The organism is Dehalogenimonas sp. THU2, from assembly GCF_039749495.1.
Taxonomy (GTDB): Bacteria; Chloroflexota; Dehalococcoidia; order Dehalococcoidales; family Dehalococcoidaceae; genus Dehalogenimonas.
Genome location: NZ_JBDLLU010000006.1, coordinates 62334 through 79371 on the forward strand (window position 1 = coordinate 62334; position 17038 = coordinate 79371).

Genomic DNA, 17038 nt, shown 5'->3' on the forward strand with positions numbered 1-17038 from the left:
GTGTAATTTTACCCCTCAATAAACTCTTTCGTAGAAGGCAACCTGTCGCTGATACGCGAATCAATCCGCGTCGCCTTATCCAGCGCCCTGCCCAGGGCTTTAAACACCGCTTCAGCCTTGTGGTGGTCGTTGGTACCATAGGCTACACCGGCATGAAGGCAAAGCCTTCCTTCCGCGGCGAAGCTCTCCAGGAAGTGGCGGATGAGGTCGGCGGGGAAGCCGGACATGTCGTTGTTCTCGAATTCCATATTCAGTACGGCGTAGCCGCGGCCGGAAATATCGATGGCTACGGTCGCCAGCGCCTCATCCATGGGGACAGTGGAATCCGCCGCTCGCACCAGACCCTTTTTATCTCCCAGCGCCTCATTGAAGGCCTTGCCCAGGCAGATACCGACATCTTCAACCAGGTGATGCACGTCGTCGCCTGTGGCTGACACCTTTATGTCAATTACACCGTGGCGGGCGATCTGCGACAACATATGGTCAAAAAGACGTATTCCGGTGCACATCTCGTCTTTGCCGGTGCCGTCTAAATTCACCGCCACACTGATGGTGGTTTCTTTGGTTTCCCGTTTGACCGTAGCTTTGCGTTCAGCTTGTGGTGAGCTTTGTCGAACTACCATGTTAGATCTCTCCTATTCTCTGGAGCTCCGTTATTAGCCTATCGGTGTCCTGCGGCCGGCCGATGCTGAAACGCAGGCTGTTTTCCATTTGCGGTGAATTGAAATACCTGACCAGGATGCCGCGGCGTTCCAGTTTTAACTGGATGTCCAGGGCGATTTTCCCGGTAACTTTGCACAGTATGAAATTAGCGCTCGACGGGTATGGTTTCAGGTAGTCAATCTGCGTCAAGGCATCGAAAAGTCGATCACGCTCCCCGACAATCAAATTCACCTTATGCATGAGGTAATCGACATCCTTAAGCGATTCCCGTGCCGCTACCACCGCCGCAGAATTGACGCAATACGGGTCCTTAAGGGCGTCCAACCGTTCAGCCACGGCGTGGGGGAAGAGACCGTAGCCGACGCGCAGACCAGCCAGACCGGCCCACTTGCTGAAGGTCCTTAGAATCATCAGATTGGGAAATAAATCAAGCGCATCAGCCAAAGTCTGGCCGGTGAATTCATAATACGCCTCATCGACTACCACCGGCAGCCCCGTTTCGATGAGCTTCATCACCACTTCGACAGGGACCTGTGTGCCGGTGGGGTTGTTGGGCATAGCGATGAAGATGAGTTTGGTCTTAGGCGTCAGCGCCCGCGGCAGCCCGTCGAGAACAACATTGTAGTTCTCATCGCGCGGCACCGCCACGAATTTCCCGCCAGCCAGTTCGGTAAAGAACTTGTACATAGCAAAGGTCGGGGTAAAGCTGAGCACTTCATCGCCGGGGTTGACGAACAACCTGACCAGCAGGTCGATGAGTTGATCAGAGCCGGAACCGGCCACGATGTGTTCCGCGGCGACGCCAGTATAACCTGCTAGCGCTTTCCTGAGTTCAGTCTGACAACTATCAGGATAAATGTGATAATCCTCGAAGGAAGCAAAAGCGGCCTTCACCCGAGGCGACGGACCATAAACATTCTCATTAGCGTCCAGCTTCAGGATGCCCATGCGCCGGGTTTCTTCGTCCAGGGCTTCCGGCGATTTGCAGGCGGCATAACCGGCAAACTTGTTTAATTCTGGGCGCATGAATCTCTTAATATCGCTCATCAAGCATCAGCCTTCATTCTAACTTCAACAGCTTGAGCATGGCTTTCCAGCCCTTCGGCGCGCGCGATGGACACCGCCACCGGACCGAAGTTCTTTAGCATATCATCATCGACATCGACGACATCAATGATCTTCACAAAATCCAGGATATTGAGCGGCGAGCTGAAACGCGCTGTGCCTCCGGTGGGCAGTGCGTGAGAGGGCCCGGCCACATAGTCACCAACCGCGACGGTGGCCCGTTCCCCGATGAAGACGCAGCCGGCATGGCGGATCTTCGGCAAGTATTCCCTGGCATCGGATGACAGGAAGCATAGATGCTCCGGAGCGTAAAGGTTAGCCAACTCCACCGCCTCATCCAAGGTATCGACGATAGCGATAACGCCGCGTTCTTCCAACGACTTCTCGATAATTTCACGCCGTTCCAGACCGGCCAACTTGTCCTTGATCAAACCCAACACCTGCCGCGCCAGAGCCTGGGAAGTGGTCACCAGCACCGATTGCGCCATAGCGTCGTGTTCTGCCTGGGCCAGCATATCAGCGGCGCAGTATTCAGGATTGGCGGTGGCGTCGGCGATGATAAGCACCTCGCTAGGCCCTTGCAGTCCATCTATCGCCGCAGCTCCATAGACCAGGCGCTTGGCGGTCATGACATAGACATTGCCCGGCCCGCAGATCTTGTCTACCCGAGGTACAGATTCCGTGCCGTATGCCATGGCGGCGATTGCCTGTGCGCCGCCGATACTGAAAACGCGGTCAACTCCGGCAATCGAGGCCGCAGCCAGTGTCGGCGCGGGGATTTTACCGTCCGGGCCGGGGGGCGTAGCCAGGATGACTTCATCCACGCCGGCCACCCTGGCCGGAATGGCAGTCATCAACACAGTGGAAGGATACCAGGCTTTACCGCCAGGGGCATATACCCCGACCCGTTCAAGCGGTCTCAGCAACTGTTTGCCACGCATGGCAATGATGGCGGCAGCCACGGCGTCGCGTTGCTCCTCGTGGTAAGCCCGGATGCGTCCGGCCGCCGCTTCCAACGCGCTCAGAAGGTCCGAGGCGATAGTGTTACGAGCCTCAGCGATCTCCGCAGCCAGTACCTCAATCGCTTTCAGATCCGCGTTGTCGTACTTTGCCGTAAGGCGTTTTAAGGCAGCATCGCCACCGCGTACGACCTCATCGATGACAGCTTTAACGGCCGCTTCCACTCCGGCGCTACCCGCCGCGGGATTGACCCGCCGCTCAAGGAGTTTTTTTGCCGCGGCGAAGCCGGAGACGAGGCGCATTACCCCTGCTCCAGGGCTTTGGCCAGACGGTTCACCAGGGCTTCCATCCGCTGCCGCTTCACCGGATTATCGGCTGCCCGGGTATTGCCGATAACGCAGGCTGTCGATTCGAACAGCGTGTCGATGATACGTAGGTTATGCCGGGCAATGGTGCCGCCGGTCTCGGTATTTTCGATTAAAAGATCGGCGTCCTCCGGCAGAAAGGCCTCGGTGGAACCCCAGGTCGGGGCGATACGGTAGCGCCCGAAATGGTTGTTGCGGGCATATTCATCGGCGATGTTGATGTATTCGGTGGCTACCCGGAGGTTCTGGCCGCGGAAGTATTCTTTCAATTCGGCGGCGTTGGTCACCGGCACTTCGTTAGCCACGACGGCGACGATGCGCACCCAGCCGTATTTCAGATCCAACAGCCGCTTGACCGGACTGCCGGGGAACTGGTGCAGATGATCCGTCAGCCAGTCCCAGCCGGTGATGGCCAGGTCAAAGTTGCCGTTGGCTACCTGCAGCGGCATGTCCTGCGGCCGGATGGTCTTGATGGCGAAACCTTCCAGGTCGCTCTTGGGCCGCCGGAAGCCGCGGTCTGAAGGATAGTCTTCCATGCCAATGCCCGCGGCGTCCAGTATTTTGCGCACGTGGGGCTGCTGGTGGCCATCCGGCAGCGCCAGGCGCACCACATCTTCGGCGTATTCATGGTAGGTTTCGAGAGCACCGGTAGTCGAGGATGTTTTTTCTTCGACCGAGGCTGCAACAGGCTGAAGACTCTCAAGTATCGAACCGATGGCCGCCGACAGATCCTTGTTGGCCAGGCTTTCCCGGTTGGCTACCAGTACAGCCTTGAAGTCCAGCACCTTGCCCAGCACCTTGAGACCCTTGGATTCCAGTTCCCCGGCGCTCTTTCGCGGCAGGATGACCACTTCCGCCGTTTCCGGCGGGTAGGCCTCGGCGCTGCCCCACAGCGGGTAGACAGCGAAATTCTTAAGCCGCAGGTCGATGGCCAGTTTTTCGGCAAGGTTGGGATACTCGGAGGCCAGGCGCACTTTGTCCTTGCGCTCCGAGAGGTCGGCCAGGGAGTTAATCCCGTCTCCTGCCGCGGAGGCGGCGAACAGCGCCCCATCACCGTAACCCAGGTTCTTGACTTTAACCAGGGATGATAACTTATAGCGGGAGATAAGTTCCTCCACCCAGTCGGCACCGCAGATACCCAGGTCGTAATTGCCGATGGCCACCTGGATAGGGATATCTTTTTCATGAAGCATCTTGGCGGATAGTTCCGGGTATTTACCACTTGTCAGGCGGTAGAGCCGGGCTTTGGGTTGGTAATCGTTAAGCTGCCAATCGGCGCGTTCGAGAAGAGACGCCGTATCGGCCAGCAGTCGTCCTTTTGGCAGGGCGATCCTCATTCTTCAGAGGCCTCCCCGCCCAGCATCTCGATCATCTCATCGACGGTATCGAACTCGAATTCCTCATCCGTTTCGGTATCGGACAGCACCAGGGTTCCGTCGCCGGTGATGTTGAGCACCCAGTCATATTCCTGTACATCCGGGTCGCCCATTTTGATCTCCGCGGTATAGTCGGCATCGCGAAGTTCGGTGGCCACGCTGAAGGCATGCGCTTCAGCGCCCGGCGGGAAGTTGATCAAAAAGCGATCAGGCTCATCGATACTGTATCCCAGGATGTCGACATACTTCATTATCTCGTCAAGATAGAGGGCGAAACCAGCCGCCGGCCGGGGCTCGCCTCCCATCAGGCCGATCAAGTTGTCATATCGCCCGCCGCCGCCCAACGCCTTATCGTCGATAAAGAAGTGGAAAATGGCGCCGGTATAATATTCAAAGCCCCGTCCCGAGGCCAGGTCGATATCGTAGGCCACACCCAGTTCATCCAGCATATCCAGAGTATCGCTGAAGCTGGCGGTGGCGGCTTCCAAGTCAGCGGAATAGACGAAAAGCGAACGCAGATTGTCCAGGTAGTCCGACGTGGCGCCGGTTACGTTGAGAAGTATTTCCAGCCCGGCCATGAGTTCCGGTTGGCGTTCCTTAAGCCGCGAAAGAACAGTTTCATTGCCGTCCAGTATCTCGTCAAAGAGTTTGTGACGTGCTTCCGCGTTAGGTTCCAGTTGAGTTAAAACCGCCTGGATGACGCCGGAATGGGATATCTTGACCCGGGCGTTGAGTCCCAGCAGTTCCATCACTTCCAGTGCCATGCACACCAGTTCGGCGTCGGCCAGAGCGGAATTGGCGCCGATTAGTTCGGCGCCGCATTGCCAGCGCTCACGGCTGGCGCCGGGATTGTCCTGAAAGCGGAAAACGTTGATCACATAGAAAAGCCGGGCCACGTCCCGGCCCGCCATGTTATCGGCGAAAAGGCGGGCGATGGGAATGGTGCCGTCAGGACGCATTACTACACGCTCACCGCTCCAGCCATCCCAATCAAGGAAAGAATACACCTGACCCAGCATGCCGGGGGTAAGTGTGCCGGTGGAGGTGAACAGGTGTAAATATTCCAGGGTGGGGGTGCGAACTTCTTCGTAGCCCCATTTGAGCGCCGTATCGATGAAAACCGATTCCGCCAAGCGGAATTTCAGCATTTCTGCCGGGACAATATCGCGACAACCGCGACACCGGTCTTGACTCATAATATCTCCCTTTTACAATGAATGGCTTGATTTTACACTAGCTATACGTATGCATCAAATATCCGCAGGATAAACATCAGTCCGGCGAGGGTTGCAGATACTGATGATAAAACAACAAATTTACTAAATGATTGCCAGACAAAAATTTGGTGATATAATCAAGTTGTTCACCCTAACCCAATTGGAAGTGGAACTGCCGGAAACGATGCGCCGTTCAATGGCCGCCCAGGCTGAAGCGGAACGGGATCGCCGGCCAAGATCATCCATGCCGAAGGTGAATTCCAAGCGTCGGCCAAGCTGTCCGAGGCCGCCCACGTCATCGCCAAGGAGCCGGTGGCCCTGCAACTCCGCTACCTCCAGACACTGTCCGAGATTGCATCCGAGCGCAATTCCACCCTCATCTTCCCCATCCCCATCGATTTCCTGAGTGCGTTTATGAAGCATATGACCGATGGGAAAAAGTAGCGACCCGCGGTTTATGTAAAAATAAGTTGTGTAATCAGACAGCGTGCCGCAAAGTGACGTCCCCGGCGACGACTACATAGTCGTTGCCATCGCTTTGACGGATGACCAACGCGCCGTCATCCGTTATGTCGATCGCCATCCCTTCGATAACGGTATCGCCTAAAGTTGCCCGGACCGGCTTTCCCAACGTCACCAATTTTTTGCGCCAGTCCTGAAGTATCGCAGATACGCTGAACTCCGTATAAAGGGTCTCCAGACTGACGACGGCCGCCCGCAACAGAGCCATGGCATCGACAGGGCTCCCCGCCTCATCCGAGAGGCTTGTGGCGATGTCCGCGATCTCCGGATACCCTGAAATATCAACGTTGACGTTGATCCCGATGCCGAGGACCGCAAAGTGCCGCCCACGGACCATACCGCTTTCTACCAGAATGCCCGCAACTTTCCGGCTATCGATGAGAACGTCATTAGGCCATTTTAGATCGGTCCTAAGAGATGTCGTCCGTTCGATGGACTGTGCGACGGCCAGTCCGGCCAGCATGGTAAGGTAAGGTAATTTATCCGGCGACGGGTACAACAGCAGTGATAACGATAACGATCCGGCTGGCGACAACCACGACCGGGTCAGCCGACCCCGGCCGGCGGTCTGCTCCGCCGCCACAACGAGGGTGCCTTCCGGCGCGCCCTTGTGAGCCAGTGCCCTGGCCTTGTCCATCGTCGAGGCGATGCACTCGAAGGTCAGGATAGTCTGGCCCCAGCGACAGCCGGAGAGGGCGTTTTCCACGCTGCGATAATCGAGTTTCACACCGAAAGTATAGCATCAGATTCATTAAAACCGCCATTGACACAACACCACAGCCACCTGATAATGGACTGGTGAGGACTGAGATGACCGCAGAAGATAAACTCAAAGAATACCGCGCCAAACGAGACTTCAAACGGACCGCCGAGCCGGAACCGGAAGTCGCAGCCCCCTCGGCTAAGCCGATGTTCGTGGTCCAGAAACATGACGCTTCCCGCCTGCATTATGATCTTAGGTTGGAGATCGACGGTGTCCTGAAAAGTTGGGCAGTGCCCAAGGGCCCTTCCATGGATCCTGAGGTCAAACACCTGGCTGTGCCCACTGAGGATCATCCGATGGCCTACGGCGGCTTCGAAGGCACGATACCCAAGGGTGAATACGGCGGTGGCACGGTCATGGTCTGGGACACCGGGACCTACATCAATATTCAGGCTTCAAAAGAGAAACCGCTGACAATGGCCGAAGCTTTCGACGCCGGACGAATCGAGGTTTTCCTGGATGGCAAGAAACTCAAGGGGCTATTCGCCCTAATCCGGACCGCCCGCGGTTGGCTCCTTTTTAAGATGAAAGATGAACACGCCAAGGCAGGCGATATTCTAACCGAGGCGCCGGACTCCGCTGTGACCGGGCGGAATCTGGAAAAGATAGCGGCTGCCGAATAATCAAGCTTCCCCTACCACAACGAACCGAATCAGCCCACCGCCCGCCGCATCGCCATCAGATTAGCGTCGGACACACCCAGCGAATAAGTACAGCCGGTACTGAGCATTAACCGTCTAGATCTCATTCCAACGATCGCATCCCGCGCCTGCGCTGCCACATCCTCCGGCGTACCATCGAGCAGCAGCCGCTGCTGTTCCACTCCGCCCATCAGCATCCCGGGAAACAGTTCAGCCGCGGCGGCAAGGTCGATATCAGAAGTGCGGTCATGCCAGTTCACAGCCTGCACCGGGTAATCCGTAAGCTCTTTCAACATCGGGTGCTGCCCGTGGAGATGAAGCACATTCAAGCAGCCTCCCAAAGCGGCTCCCAATACTTTCAGGTCGAAAGGCCGACCGAAGGTTGAGTATTCGCCCGCGCTCATCATTTCATAACTGGCAAATCGGGTAGATAAAAATATGCCGTCCGCTCCGCGCTCAACGCAAGCCTGGGCGAAGCGGGCGCTGGTTTCAGCCAAAGCATCAAGTGCGGGTAATATTTTTTCCGGAAACTGGCGTAAATGGGCCATCAGCAGTTCATCACCGGCCAGGTAAGCTGCCATGGACAAGGGATTGAACATGGTGACGATCACCGGTGTGTTCACATCCTTCTTCTCGACGACGAGTCCGAGGGAATCCAGATGCCAACCGTAAGTACCTTGGGCGACGTTCAATGGCTGGATACGTGCCCAGTCATCCGGAGAATGAACGACGCGTGACAAATATTCCCGGTCGCCGATGAGGCTGCCGCGATATGCGTGCTTTATACCGTAGTCGTCAACACAATAAGTGGAAGATACAGGTAACTTTATAAGATCAAGATCATAGCGGCGTTGATATTCCAGAGCCACTGCCGCCAGCGATTCAGGACGCATATCGTCACCGGGCCAGTGCCGCCAGAAAGCGACGGGGACGCGGTCTATCGGGTTCCCGGCTATCACCGCCCGAATTCGTTCTTTTTTGGTCATCTCCGCCATGATGTGCTCCACCTTGATTCAGAATATCAGTCGATCGAATTTCAATAAATTGGAATCGTTATAACTAAATTATGTGCACGGACAATGATCTTGAATTTAAGGGAAGAAGGAAAGGAACACGATGGAGCGGGTGACGAGACTCGAACTCGCGACAGCCTGCTTGGGAAGCAGGTACTCTACCAACTGAGTTACACCCGCATGGATGCCCATTCTAACTAAAGAATGCACCGCTGTCAAAATGACCATTCACCCCATCATTTCCCCATAAAGTTGCAGGTATATTTCCATCGAACTCTGCCAGGAATTGTCGATAGACATACCACGAAGGATCAGATCATGCCAATTCGTCCCACATTGGTAGACATCCAAAGCACGTTGTATTGCCGACAAAAACTCGGCTCCACGGTAATCATCAAAAAGGAAGCCGTTACCCGCATCCAACATTGGGTCGTATTGATCAACGGTGTCAGCCAGCCCGCCGGTCCGGCGGACAATAGGAACGGTGCCGTACCTGAGCGCATACATCTGGGTTAGTCCGCAAGGTTCACGAAGAGATGGCATTAGCAGCATGTCTGCACCGGCGATTGTCTGGTGGGCTACGGCCTCATCGAAGACAATTTTCACACCAGCCTGCCCAGGATACCGTGAAGGCAAATTCAGGAAGAATTCCTCGTAATATTTATCCCCGCTGCCTAATATGACAAACTGGGCTCCAATCTTCAATAAATCATCTAAAATATCCGTAACCAGTTCCAGACCTTTGCCATCAGTCAATCGGGTAACCATGCAAAACAATGGAATTTCAGGTTTCTGCTGCAGGCCGTAACTGTTTTGGAGAGCCCGTTTGCAGAATGCCTTGCCATCCATTTTTTGCCTCGAATAGCGTTCGGCGATGAGGGAATCGGTCTCCGGGTTCCAGATAGTGTATTCGACGCCGTTCAGTATCCCCGAAAGGTCTTTCGCCCGTTCTCTGAGAACACCCTCAAGACCAAAGCCGCATCCATTTTGCTGGATCTCGCAAGCATAGGTTGGGCTCACCGTCGTTATTCGATCGGCGTTGACCAATCCGGCTTTGAGATAATTCACCATTCCGTAAAATTCGAACTGGCACAAGTTAAAATGGAATATGTCGAGATCGAGAGCAGGAAAATGATCACATGGGAAAAGGCCCTGGTAAGCCAGGTTGTGAATGGTGGTCACTATCTTCGTTTGGGCGAGTTCGGGATACCGTTCCGATTGCAATCTGAGGAATGCCGCCGCCGGAGATGCCTGCCAGTCATGGAGATGCAGTACCTGGCTGCGATTCAGCCTGGCAACCTCTAGTACAGCTCTCGAAAAAAAGGCAAACCGCTCGGAATTATCCGGAAAATCACCGGAAACGTCACCGTAGTATCCTTCCCTGTCGAAATATTCATCGGCGCGAACGAAATAGACATCGAGAAGAGGGGACAGACTTTCTCTAAACAATCCCCCCTTCACTACCCGGCCGGCAATATCGATTTGAATGGACCGATCAGGTATCCGGCCATCGATATACTTAAGAAGTATCGGGCGATATGCTGGGATGACCATGTTGACCTTGACGCCAGCATTCGCAAGCGTATTTGAAAGAGCGCCCACCACATCGGCTAGGCCGCCGGTTTTAGCGAACGGCACAATCTCCGATGCAGCCATAGTAATGTCGAGGCAACCGGGAAGCCAAGGATCGATCTCCTGCATCAACCCGGAAGACCCAGCTGTTTTGCCGTCATGCCGGGTTCGATAACCGTTCCGGCCGGGATGACTGTATTCTTGGGTATAACCACGATACCGTCCTGGACAGCCCAGGTGCCGAAGTCGTCGTTGATTCCCCGCGGAAAGGACTTAATCACCGACCCCGGACCTATGCTGACGTTCTTATCGATGATCGCACCCTGAATATAACAGTTCTCACCGATGCCGATCGGCTGGTGATGGTTAGGTGAGTCGTAATAATCAGCGCCCATCATGATGGAGTCGGTGATAACACAATTACGCCCGATCTGGCTCCGGATACCGACCACGGAATGACTGATACTGGCATGTTTGATCAGACAGCCTTCACCTAATAGCACGTCCTGTAAATTGGTGTCCTCCAGAATAGAACCGGGTAAAAAGCGGGCATGAGTGTAGATCGGGCCCTGCGGATCGTAGAAACTGAAAGCCGCGTCATGCCTGGTAAGTTCCAGATTGGTGTCGTAAAAGGAGCGGATGGTGCCAATATCCCGCCAGTATCCGTCGAATTCATAGCTGAAAACTGATAAGTTTCCTACAGCGTAGGGAATGATATCCTTGCCAAAATCGTCAAAATCAGGGTTATCGTTGAGAATAGTGGCCAGAATTCCGGCTCTGAAGATGTAAATACCCATAGAACCGAGATAACAGCAGTTGCGGTCGGGATAACTGACCATAGCCGACTGAGCAGCCGGAGTTTTCGGTTTTTCACAGAATGAAATGATACGTCCGTCATCCCCGCGCTTGAGTACCCCGAACCGGTCAACCTCTTCGCCGTTGATGGGAATCACGCCAACGGTAATATCGGCGTCGTTAGCCCAGTGATATTCGACCATCTTGGAGTAGTCCATTCGGTAAAGATGGTCTCCAGCCAGGATAAGAACATCGCTGGGTGATGCTGATTGGATCTGGAGAAGTTGTTTCCTGACGGCATCCGCGGTACCCTCGTACCAGTCATTGGAGCCCGTCGTTTGTTCGGCGGCCAGTATCTCCACGTAGCCGGAATGAAAAGAATCGAATCGATACGTCCGGCTGACGTGGCGATTAAGTGAAACGGAATTGAACTGAGTCAACACACTTATGCGTGCGATGCCGGAATTGATGCAGTTGCTGATGGGGATATCGATGAGTCGGTATTTTCCGGCGATCGGAATAGCCGGTTTTGCTCTGAAGGCAGTCAAAGGATGAAGTCTGACACCTTTGCCGCCACCCATGATAATCGCCAAAACGTCTTTTAGAGTAGGCATCGACCCTCTCTTTCTCCTGAGCGGACTTGTTCACTCAGGAGAATCACCTTCGCACTGTCGTTTCCAAGGTTCTAAATAGACATCACCTCTGTTTTCCAGAGATAACAGCCCTGAGAGTACTTGCGTCTTCGAGGAAAGCCGTAATCAGGTCACTCAACTGAAAAACGTTCATCGGTTCCTCGTATTTTCGTGCAAATATCATGTCTACCTGTGCGAACGCCTATAACCGATTGATTGTACGATAACTGAAAGCAAGCCGCAATAGCCCGACCTCATCCCTTTGAATCTTCTGTTTGTGCGTAGAATGACAAGGGAATGCACATTTCAGATGCACAGGCTGATGCTGGTTGGATATTTGGACAATTAGACCGAGACAGAATGGATGATTTTCGACTAATTCCCTAATTTCCCCGAGACAAGCGCGCCTTGTACCTTACTATTCCTCCCGGCTTGTTTGTTCGACAATCTCCACCTTTTTTGACACCCGAAAGCACCCTCCGGTTATAATTGGATATACGGCGTCCCCTTTAGAACCTTGGCGACCGGGGATTCCCTACTGTATCGGAGGTTTAGTGACCGATTCGAAACCCGTTCCCGTAGAATTTATAAACCAAATTGCTAACCTCAAGCCGGCCGCGAAGGAAATGTACGGCTCACCGGTAATCGCCGTGGATACCGAGTCCAATAGTCGCCACTATTACCCGGAACAGCTTTGTCTCATCCAAATCGCTACCCGTCATAAGATCTTCATCATCGATACTCTTGCTCTCGGAGAGCTGACTCCGCTCAAAGACATTATGGCTGATCGGACCATCCAGAAGGTGTTCCATTCGGCTGATTACGATATCCGGAGCCTTGACCGACACCAAGGACTACTCATCCGTAACATCTACGATACCCAGGTATCCGCCCGATTCACCGGCATCACCCAATTCAGCCTGGCGGCATTGCTCAAGGACGTGCTTGGCATACCCATAGAAAAGAACGCGCGCTTACAGAAGGCAGATTGGGGGTTGCGCCCGCTTTCCGATGAAGCGATCGCCTACGCCGCGGACGATGTCCGCTATCTGCTGCCTCTGCAACAGGAACTGGATCAGAGGCTCCAGGCATTGGATAGGACCGGATGGGCGATCGAAGAATGCCTCCGGCTCGAAGAGGTCCGGTATTCAGCGCCGGACTTGGAAACCACATACCGGTCTATCAAAGGTGTAACTAGTCTCGATAGCCGCGGTGTGGCGATTTTCAAGCGCCTGTTCTTGTTCCGCGAGGCCCAAGCCCGCCGCTGGCACCGGCCACCTTTTTACCTGATACCTGATTCCGCTATGCTTAGTCTGGCTGCCGATCCGACTGTCAATTTGTCCGATGTACCCGGTATCGGACAAATCTGGTTGAACAGGTTCGGCCGGGACCTTCAGCAGGCTCTGGACCAAGGTCAAAAGGAACCGCCGATCAATTTCCCGCCCGCCGTCAGACCGCCACGACCAACGGACGAACAAATCAAACGGCTCAACCGCCTCAGGGAATGGCGTGCTGCATTAAGCGTTTCCCTGGCGCTCGACCCATCCCTGATTTGGGCCTCCGCAAGCCTCGAAAGACTGGCTGAAGCGCCTGATACGATCACCGATGAGCTAGGACACCCCGGTATCCGGCGCTGGCAGAGCCAGACCTTCGGTGCGTCTCTCGCTGATTTGTTGAAATCGTTAATCGATAACGGGTAAACCTATTGATCGTGCGGCCTGAGTGAATTCCGGGCAATCGCAGCCCCTGGTAACGTAAGATATTTGACAAATTATCCTGTCTGGGTTATATTTTTTCTGTAAAAAGAATATTTTGCTTACAGGTGCCGGCAGATTTTGTCGGAGAATAGGGAACCGGGTGATACTCCCGGACGGACCCGCCACTGTAATGGGGAGCATCTTGTCGATGCCACTCCTCCGGGGGGAAGGGACAAGATAGCGGTGATCCTGAGTCAGGAGACCTGCCTGTAAGTTTACGGCGTCAGCTCTGGAATAGGCTGGCTGTTGTGAGGATGATGGTAAAATCCGCACCCGATCGGGGCGCGGATTTTTTTTATTCAAAAATATCAGATATGAAAATGGGATTTACACTGGCGCTACAATTTTTAACGAGGATTCCCGTCACCATGGCCAGCATCGGAAATGATGAGGTCATGGCCCGGTCGATGTCATATTTTGCCTTCATCGGTCTTTTAATCGGCGGAGCGGCTGCCGGACTGCACTATTTGCTGTACCAGGGTTTCTCCCCGGCGGTAGCCAATCTTGGCGCCATCATCTTCGTCATTTTCCTGACCGGCAACCTCCACGGTGACGGCCTGATGGACACCGCCGACGGTATTTTCAGCGGCCGCCCCCGGGAGCGGATGCTGGAGATCATGAAGGACAGCCGGGTGGGTTCCCACGGGGTGATGGCGGGAGTGCTGGTGATACTGCTGCGGTTCGTGCTGCTGGGAGAAATGGACAGGACTACAGTGATGATGGCGCTGGTGCTGGCGCCGGTGCTGGGGCGCTGGGCTCAAGTGTATGGGGCCGCCCGATACCCATATGCCAGAAGTTCCGGCGGAACCGGTTCTTTTACCTCCCATGTTGGCTGGCGGGAACTGGGTTTCAATTCGTTCGTGGCGATTGGGACGGCTTTGGTACTGCTCCAGGTTTCCGGCCTGGTGCTCTTCAGCGCCGTTCTGGTGGGCACGGTTTTGTTCCATGGCTGGGTTAGAAGCAGACTCGGGGGTATCACCGGCGACACCCTGGGCGCGGCCAGCGAAACGATAGAGATACTGACACTGCTGATGATAGTCGCTTTGTTATCTTTCACTTAATAGGCAGGTATGTAAAGATGCGTTTATCTTTGACAGAAACCTTGGACGGCATCCGCCCCGTCGATAACGCCTGGCGGGTCAAAGCCCGGAAGCGGTTGGATGACCTGGCTATCCCCCATAACAGCCTGGGACACCTGCTGGACCTAGCGGAACAACTGGCTGCCATTCAAGAAAGTATGACGCCTTCCGTAGCCCGGAAAATGGTTGTGACCATGGCCGGGGATCATGGGGTGGTTGCCGAAGGCGTCAGCGCTTTTCCCCAGGAGGTCACCCGTCAGATGGTAGCCAATTTTGTAGCCGGAGGCGCGGCCATCAATGTCCTTGCTGAAGCCGCGGGCGCCGGTGTGACCGTCGTTGATATGGGTGTGGCGGCGGATCTCAGTCACTTGGCGAATGAGGGGAAGATACTTTCATATAAAGTTGCACCGGGTACGCAGAATATGGCCATGGGTCCGGCGATGACCCGGGACCAGGCGATACAGTCTCTGGAAGCGGGCATCGAGATCGCCGGTCTCCTGAAAGAAAAAGGTGTCGAACTCTTGGGCACCGGGGACATGGGCATCGGCAATACGACCCCCTCTAGCGCCATCCTGTCGGTCTTTACCGGGCGCACCCCGCGGCAGGTCACCGGCCGGGGAACCGGTATCGATGACGCGGCCTTGGATAATAAGGTCAGGGTTATCGAAAAAGCCATCGCCTTGAACAACCCGGATCCGGACGACGCCCTGGACGTGCTGGCTAAAGTAGGCGGCTTTGAAATAGGCGGTATCGCCGGACTGGTGCTGGGCGCGGCCTACTACCGGATTCCGGTGGTGATCGACGGTCTGATCTCATCCGCCGGAGCCCTGGTAGCCAAACACCTGGCGCCCTGGTCCGTCCATTATATGATTGCCGCCCATCAGTCCCTGGAACCGGGACACCGCTACATGCTGGAGGCCCTGGGACTCAAACCCGTGCTGAACCTGAACCTGCGCCTGGGAGAGGGCACCGGGGCCGCCCTGGCGATGAATATTGTTGAAGCAGCTTCCCGGATAATCCATGAAATGCTGACGTTTTCCGGCGCCGGGGTTTCCGGTCCGGGCACCGCTGGGGGCGCTTCTCATGCATGATCCGCAGGATATGAACCCCCAATACCTGGAGGACTTGGCGACGGGCTACTGGCACTCCGAGGTGCTCTTTACCGCCGTGGAACGGGGTCTCTTTTCGCTGCTGGAACCCGACGGAAAAACCGTGACAGCGCTGGCCGGGGAACTGGGATACGACGCGGCGACGCTGGAACGTTTTATCCATGCCCTGTCCGCGCTGGGACTGGTCTTTCAAGCCGGCGGGTATTGCGGCAATACCAAGCTTTCCCGGAAATACCTGGTCCGGGGCGCGGCGGATTATCAAGGGGACTCTATCCTCTGGCGTAAATACCTGGTAACCAACTGGAAAACCCTCGACCAATGCCTGGAGAAAGGCACGCGAACTCTCTTTCCACCGGCGGAGGAGCCTGAAGCCGCCGTCAGGGAACGCTTCCGCCGCTACTGCCTGGGCATGGATTGCGTCGTCAAGAACAAGATCGAACAGATCCTGCCCATCTTTTCCGGACTGAAGACACCGAGAAGCATCCTCGATGTCGGTTCAGGACTGGGCGCCTTTTCCATCGGCTTCCTGAAACAGTTCGAAGGCGCCACCGCCACCCTGCTGGATATGTGTCAAGTCCTGGAATACGCTTCAGAAACGCATGCGGGTCAGCCGTATTCAGGTCGCATCGAATATCGGCCAACCAATGTCCTCGAACCCTGGGACCTGCCGGAGAAGTACGACATAGTCATCCTGTCCAATATCGTCCATGCCTTCGCCGAGACGGAAATAGAGCATGTGCTGTCCGAGACGATCGACCATCTGAGTGATGACGGACTGCTGATCGTTCATGATTTTTTCCTGGAACATAACCCGGAAAAGGCGGCCTTATCTGATCTGAATATGCTGATCAACACCTACAATGGCAAGGTTTATAGTGGTGACTGGGTTCGGCGGCAACTCGAAAAACGGGGGCTGACCTCAACCGAATTGATCCCCCTGAAATCGGATACGGCCATCCTGGTCGCGGCGAAAAAGCCGGATAAACTGACCGGATTGTGCCTGAGCCCGTTGCAACAACTCGCCACCCAGATACAGTCGCTGGGCTTCGATTTAGTGAAAGAGATCGACGTAACGTCCATCCAGGTGCCGGAGTGGGTCGGCCTCAAATGCGAATTCGGCTGCGACAGTTTCAACAGCTCACACTGTCCACCCAACTGCATCGACCCCGAAAAAACCCGATCGATGCTTAACGATTATATGAAGTGCCTGCTGCTGCAAGGCACCCCGCCAACCCGTGCCTTTCAAACGCTGGTGTTGCAAGCCGAACATACCGCCTTCAAAGCCGGCTATTACAAAGCCTTCTCCCTGTGGTCTGGTCCGTGCAGTATCTGCCTGGATTGCGGCGGCCGGGGGAATTGCACCAACCATAAGAATGCCCGGCCTTCCATGGAATCATCGGGTATCGACGTCTTCGAGACGGTCCGGCGAGCCGGACTGTCCCTGAAAACATTGCCGGAAAATGATGATTATGTAAAATACTTCGGCATCTTGTTATTGGAGTAAAGCAT

Annotated in this window: 14 protein-coding genes, 1 tRNA gene, 1 pseudogene and 1 riboswitch; of the genes and pseudogenes, 6 read left to right on the forward strand and 10 right to left on the reverse strand. The window is 55.0% G+C overall.

The features are described from left to right. Nucleotides 1–8 precede the first annotated feature (8 nt). Genes hisB through ABFB09_RS04600 form a run of 5 tightly spaced genes read right to left on the reverse strand, consistent with a single transcriptional unit; the run spans nt 9 to nt 5625 of the window. Complete coding sequence (gene hisB / locus ABFB09_RS04580; protein ID WP_347000242.1) at nt 9–623, reverse strand: imidazoleglycerol-phosphate dehydratase HisB; 615 nt, start codon at nt 621–623, stop codon at nt 9–11. Between the two features lies 1 nt (nt 624). Further along, the gene (hisC, locus tag ABFB09_RS04585; RefSeq protein WP_347000243.1) at nt 625–1713 is read right to left on the reverse strand and encodes a histidinol-phosphate transaminase; all 1089 of its coding nucleotides are present in this window, start codon (nt 1711–1713) and stop codon (nt 625–627) included. Next, nucleotides 1710–2990, reverse strand: a complete 1281-nt coding sequence (hisD, locus tag ABFB09_RS04590; protein WP_347000245.1) for a histidinol dehydrogenase — start codon at nt 2988–2990, stop codon at nt 1710–1712. Before hisD ends, hisC begins: the two co-directional genes overlap by 4 nt. Beyond that, nucleotides 2990–4390 carry an ATP phosphoribosyltransferase gene (gene hisG / locus ABFB09_RS04595; protein ID WP_347000246.1) on the reverse strand — a complete coding sequence of 467 codons (1401 nt, stop codon included), beginning with the start codon at nt 4388–4390 and terminating at the stop codon, nt 2990–2992. The genes hisD and hisG overlap by 1 nt, the downstream gene beginning before the upstream one ends. After that, nucleotides 4387–5625, reverse strand: coding sequence for an ATP phosphoribosyltransferase regulatory subunit (locus ABFB09_RS04600; protein ID WP_347000247.1), 1239 nt, complete (start codon nt 5623–5625; stop codon nt 4387–4389). The genes hisG and ABFB09_RS04600 overlap by 4 nt, the downstream gene beginning before the upstream one ends. A gap of 184 nt (nt 5626–5809) precedes the next feature. Here ABFB09_RS04600 and ABFB09_RS04605 point away from each other — a divergent pair. Further along, a pseudogene (locus tag ABFB09_RS04605) lies at nt 5810–6090 on the forward strand (slipin family protein); the annotation flags it as partial. Nucleotides 6091–6124: 34 nt separating this feature from the next. Here the strand turns inward: ABFB09_RS04605 and ABFB09_RS04610 are convergent. Further along, on the reverse strand, nt 6125–6895 hold the full coding sequence (locus tag ABFB09_RS04610) for a biotin--[acetyl-CoA-carboxylase] ligase (RefSeq protein ID WP_347000249.1): 771 nt from the start codon (nt 6893–6895) through the stop codon (nt 6125–6127). A gap of 83 nt (nt 6896–6978) precedes the next feature. On the opposite strand from ABFB09_RS04610, the gene ABFB09_RS04615 reads away from it, so the two are divergent. Then, complete coding sequence (locus tag ABFB09_RS04615) at nt 6979–7554, forward strand: DNA polymerase ligase N-terminal domain-containing protein (protein WP_347000251.1); 576 nt, start codon at nt 6979–6981, stop codon at nt 7552–7554. A 29-nt stretch (nt 7555–7583) separates the two neighbouring features. Here ABFB09_RS04615 and ABFB09_RS04620 read toward each other — a convergent pair whose 3' ends face one another. The 4 genes from ABFB09_RS04620 to ABFB09_RS04635 form a co-directional block, all read right to left on the reverse strand. After that, nucleotides 7584–8567 carry a uroporphyrinogen decarboxylase family protein gene (locus tag ABFB09_RS04620; RefSeq protein ID WP_347000253.1) on the reverse strand — a complete coding sequence of 328 codons (984 nt, stop codon included), beginning with the start codon at nt 8565–8567 and terminating at the stop codon, nt 7584–7586. A 122-nt stretch (nt 8568–8689) separates the two neighbouring features. Next, nucleotides 8690–8765: transfer RNA gene (locus tag ABFB09_RS04625), tRNA-Gly, on the reverse strand. 48 nt (nt 8766–8813) lie between these two features. Then, nucleotides 8814–10286 (reverse strand): glycogen synthase GlgA, encoded by a 1473-nt coding sequence (glgA, locus tag ABFB09_RS04630; RefSeq protein ID WP_347000254.1) that lies wholly within the window; start codon nt 10284–10286, stop codon nt 8814–8816. Beyond that, nucleotides 10286–11566: a glucose-1-phosphate adenylyltransferase gene (locus ABFB09_RS04635; RefSeq protein WP_347000256.1), complete on the reverse strand. Its 1281-nt coding sequence runs from the start codon at nt 11564–11566 to the stop codon at nt 10286–10288. The genes glgA and ABFB09_RS04635 overlap by 1 nt, the downstream gene beginning before the upstream one ends. A 572-nt stretch (nt 11567–12138) precedes the next feature. On the opposite strand from ABFB09_RS04635, the gene ABFB09_RS04640 reads away from it, so the two are divergent. The 4 genes from ABFB09_RS04640 to ABFB09_RS04655 all read left to right on the forward strand — a co-directional run bounded on the left by ABFB09_RS04640 (nt 12139) and on the right by ABFB09_RS04655 (nt 17033). Then, nucleotides 12139–13284, forward strand: coding sequence for an HRDC domain-containing protein (locus tag ABFB09_RS04640; RefSeq protein ID WP_347000258.1), 1146 nt, complete (start codon nt 12139–12141; stop codon nt 13282–13284). A gap of 103 nt (nt 13285–13387) precedes the next feature. Continuing rightward, nucleotides 13388–13567, forward strand: a riboswitch (cobalamin riboswitch). 94 nt (nt 13568–13661) lie between these two features. Further along, on the forward strand, nt 13662–14402 hold the full coding sequence (gene cobS / locus ABFB09_RS04645; RefSeq protein WP_347000319.1) for an adenosylcobinamide-GDP ribazoletransferase: 741 nt from the start codon (nt 13662–13664) through the stop codon (nt 14400–14402). 17 nt (nt 14403–14419) lie between these two features. Beyond that, entirely contained in the window at nt 14420–15511 is a 1092-nt protein-coding gene (gene cobT, locus ABFB09_RS04650; protein ID WP_347000260.1) for a nicotinate-nucleotide--dimethylbenzimidazole phosphoribosyltransferase, read from the forward strand. Continuing rightward, a complete protein-coding gene (locus ABFB09_RS04655) occupies nt 15504–17033 on the forward strand; it encodes a DUF2284 domain-containing protein (RefSeq protein WP_347000262.1) in 1530 nt (509 codons plus the stop codon). The genes cobT and ABFB09_RS04655 overlap by 8 nt, the downstream gene beginning before the upstream one ends. The last annotated feature ends 5 nt before the right edge of the window (nt 17034–17038 follow it).

Bases quoted from the DNA above. Each gene is read 5' to 3' on its own strand.
- hisB (WP_347000242.1), bottom strand. From the start codon at position 623: ATGGTAGTTCGACAAAGCTCACCACAAGCTGAACGCAAAGCTACGGTC.
- hisD (WP_347000245.1), bottom strand. From the start codon at position 2,990: ATGCGCCTCGTCTCCGGCTTCGCCGCGGCAAAAAAACTCCTTGAGCGG.
- hisG (WP_347000246.1), bottom strand. From the start codon at position 4,390: ATGAGGATCGCCCTGCCAAAAGGACGACTGCTGGCCGATACGGCGTCT.
- ABFB09_RS04600 (WP_347000247.1), bottom strand. From the start codon at position 5,625: ATGAGTCAAGACCGGTGTCGCGGTTGTCGCGATATTGTCCCGGCAGAA.
- ABFB09_RS04615 (WP_347000251.1), top strand. From the start codon at position 6,979: ATGACCGCAGAAGATAAACTCAAAGAATACCGCGCCAAACGAGACTTC.
- ABFB09_RS04620 (WP_347000253.1), bottom strand. From the start codon at position 8,567: ATGGCGGAGATGACCAAAAAAGAACGAATTCGGGCGGTGATAGCCGGG.
- glgA (WP_347000254.1), bottom strand. From the start codon at position 10,286: ATGCAGGAGATCGATCCTTGGCTTCCCGGTTGCCTCGACATTACTATG.
- ABFB09_RS04635 (WP_347000256.1), bottom strand. From the start codon at position 11,566: ATGCCTACTCTAAAAGACGTTTTGGCGATTATCATGGGTGGCGGCAAA.
- cobS (WP_347000319.1), top strand. From the start codon at position 13,662: ATGGGATTTACACTGGCGCTACAATTTTTAACGAGGATTCCCGTCACC.
- cobT (WP_347000260.1), top strand. From the start codon at position 14,420: ATGCGTTTATCTTTGACAGAAACCTTGGACGGCATCCGCCCCGTCGAT.
- ABFB09_RS04655 (WP_347000262.1), top strand. From the start codon at position 15,504: ATGCATGATCCGCAGGATATGAACCCCCAATACCTGGAGGACTTGGCG.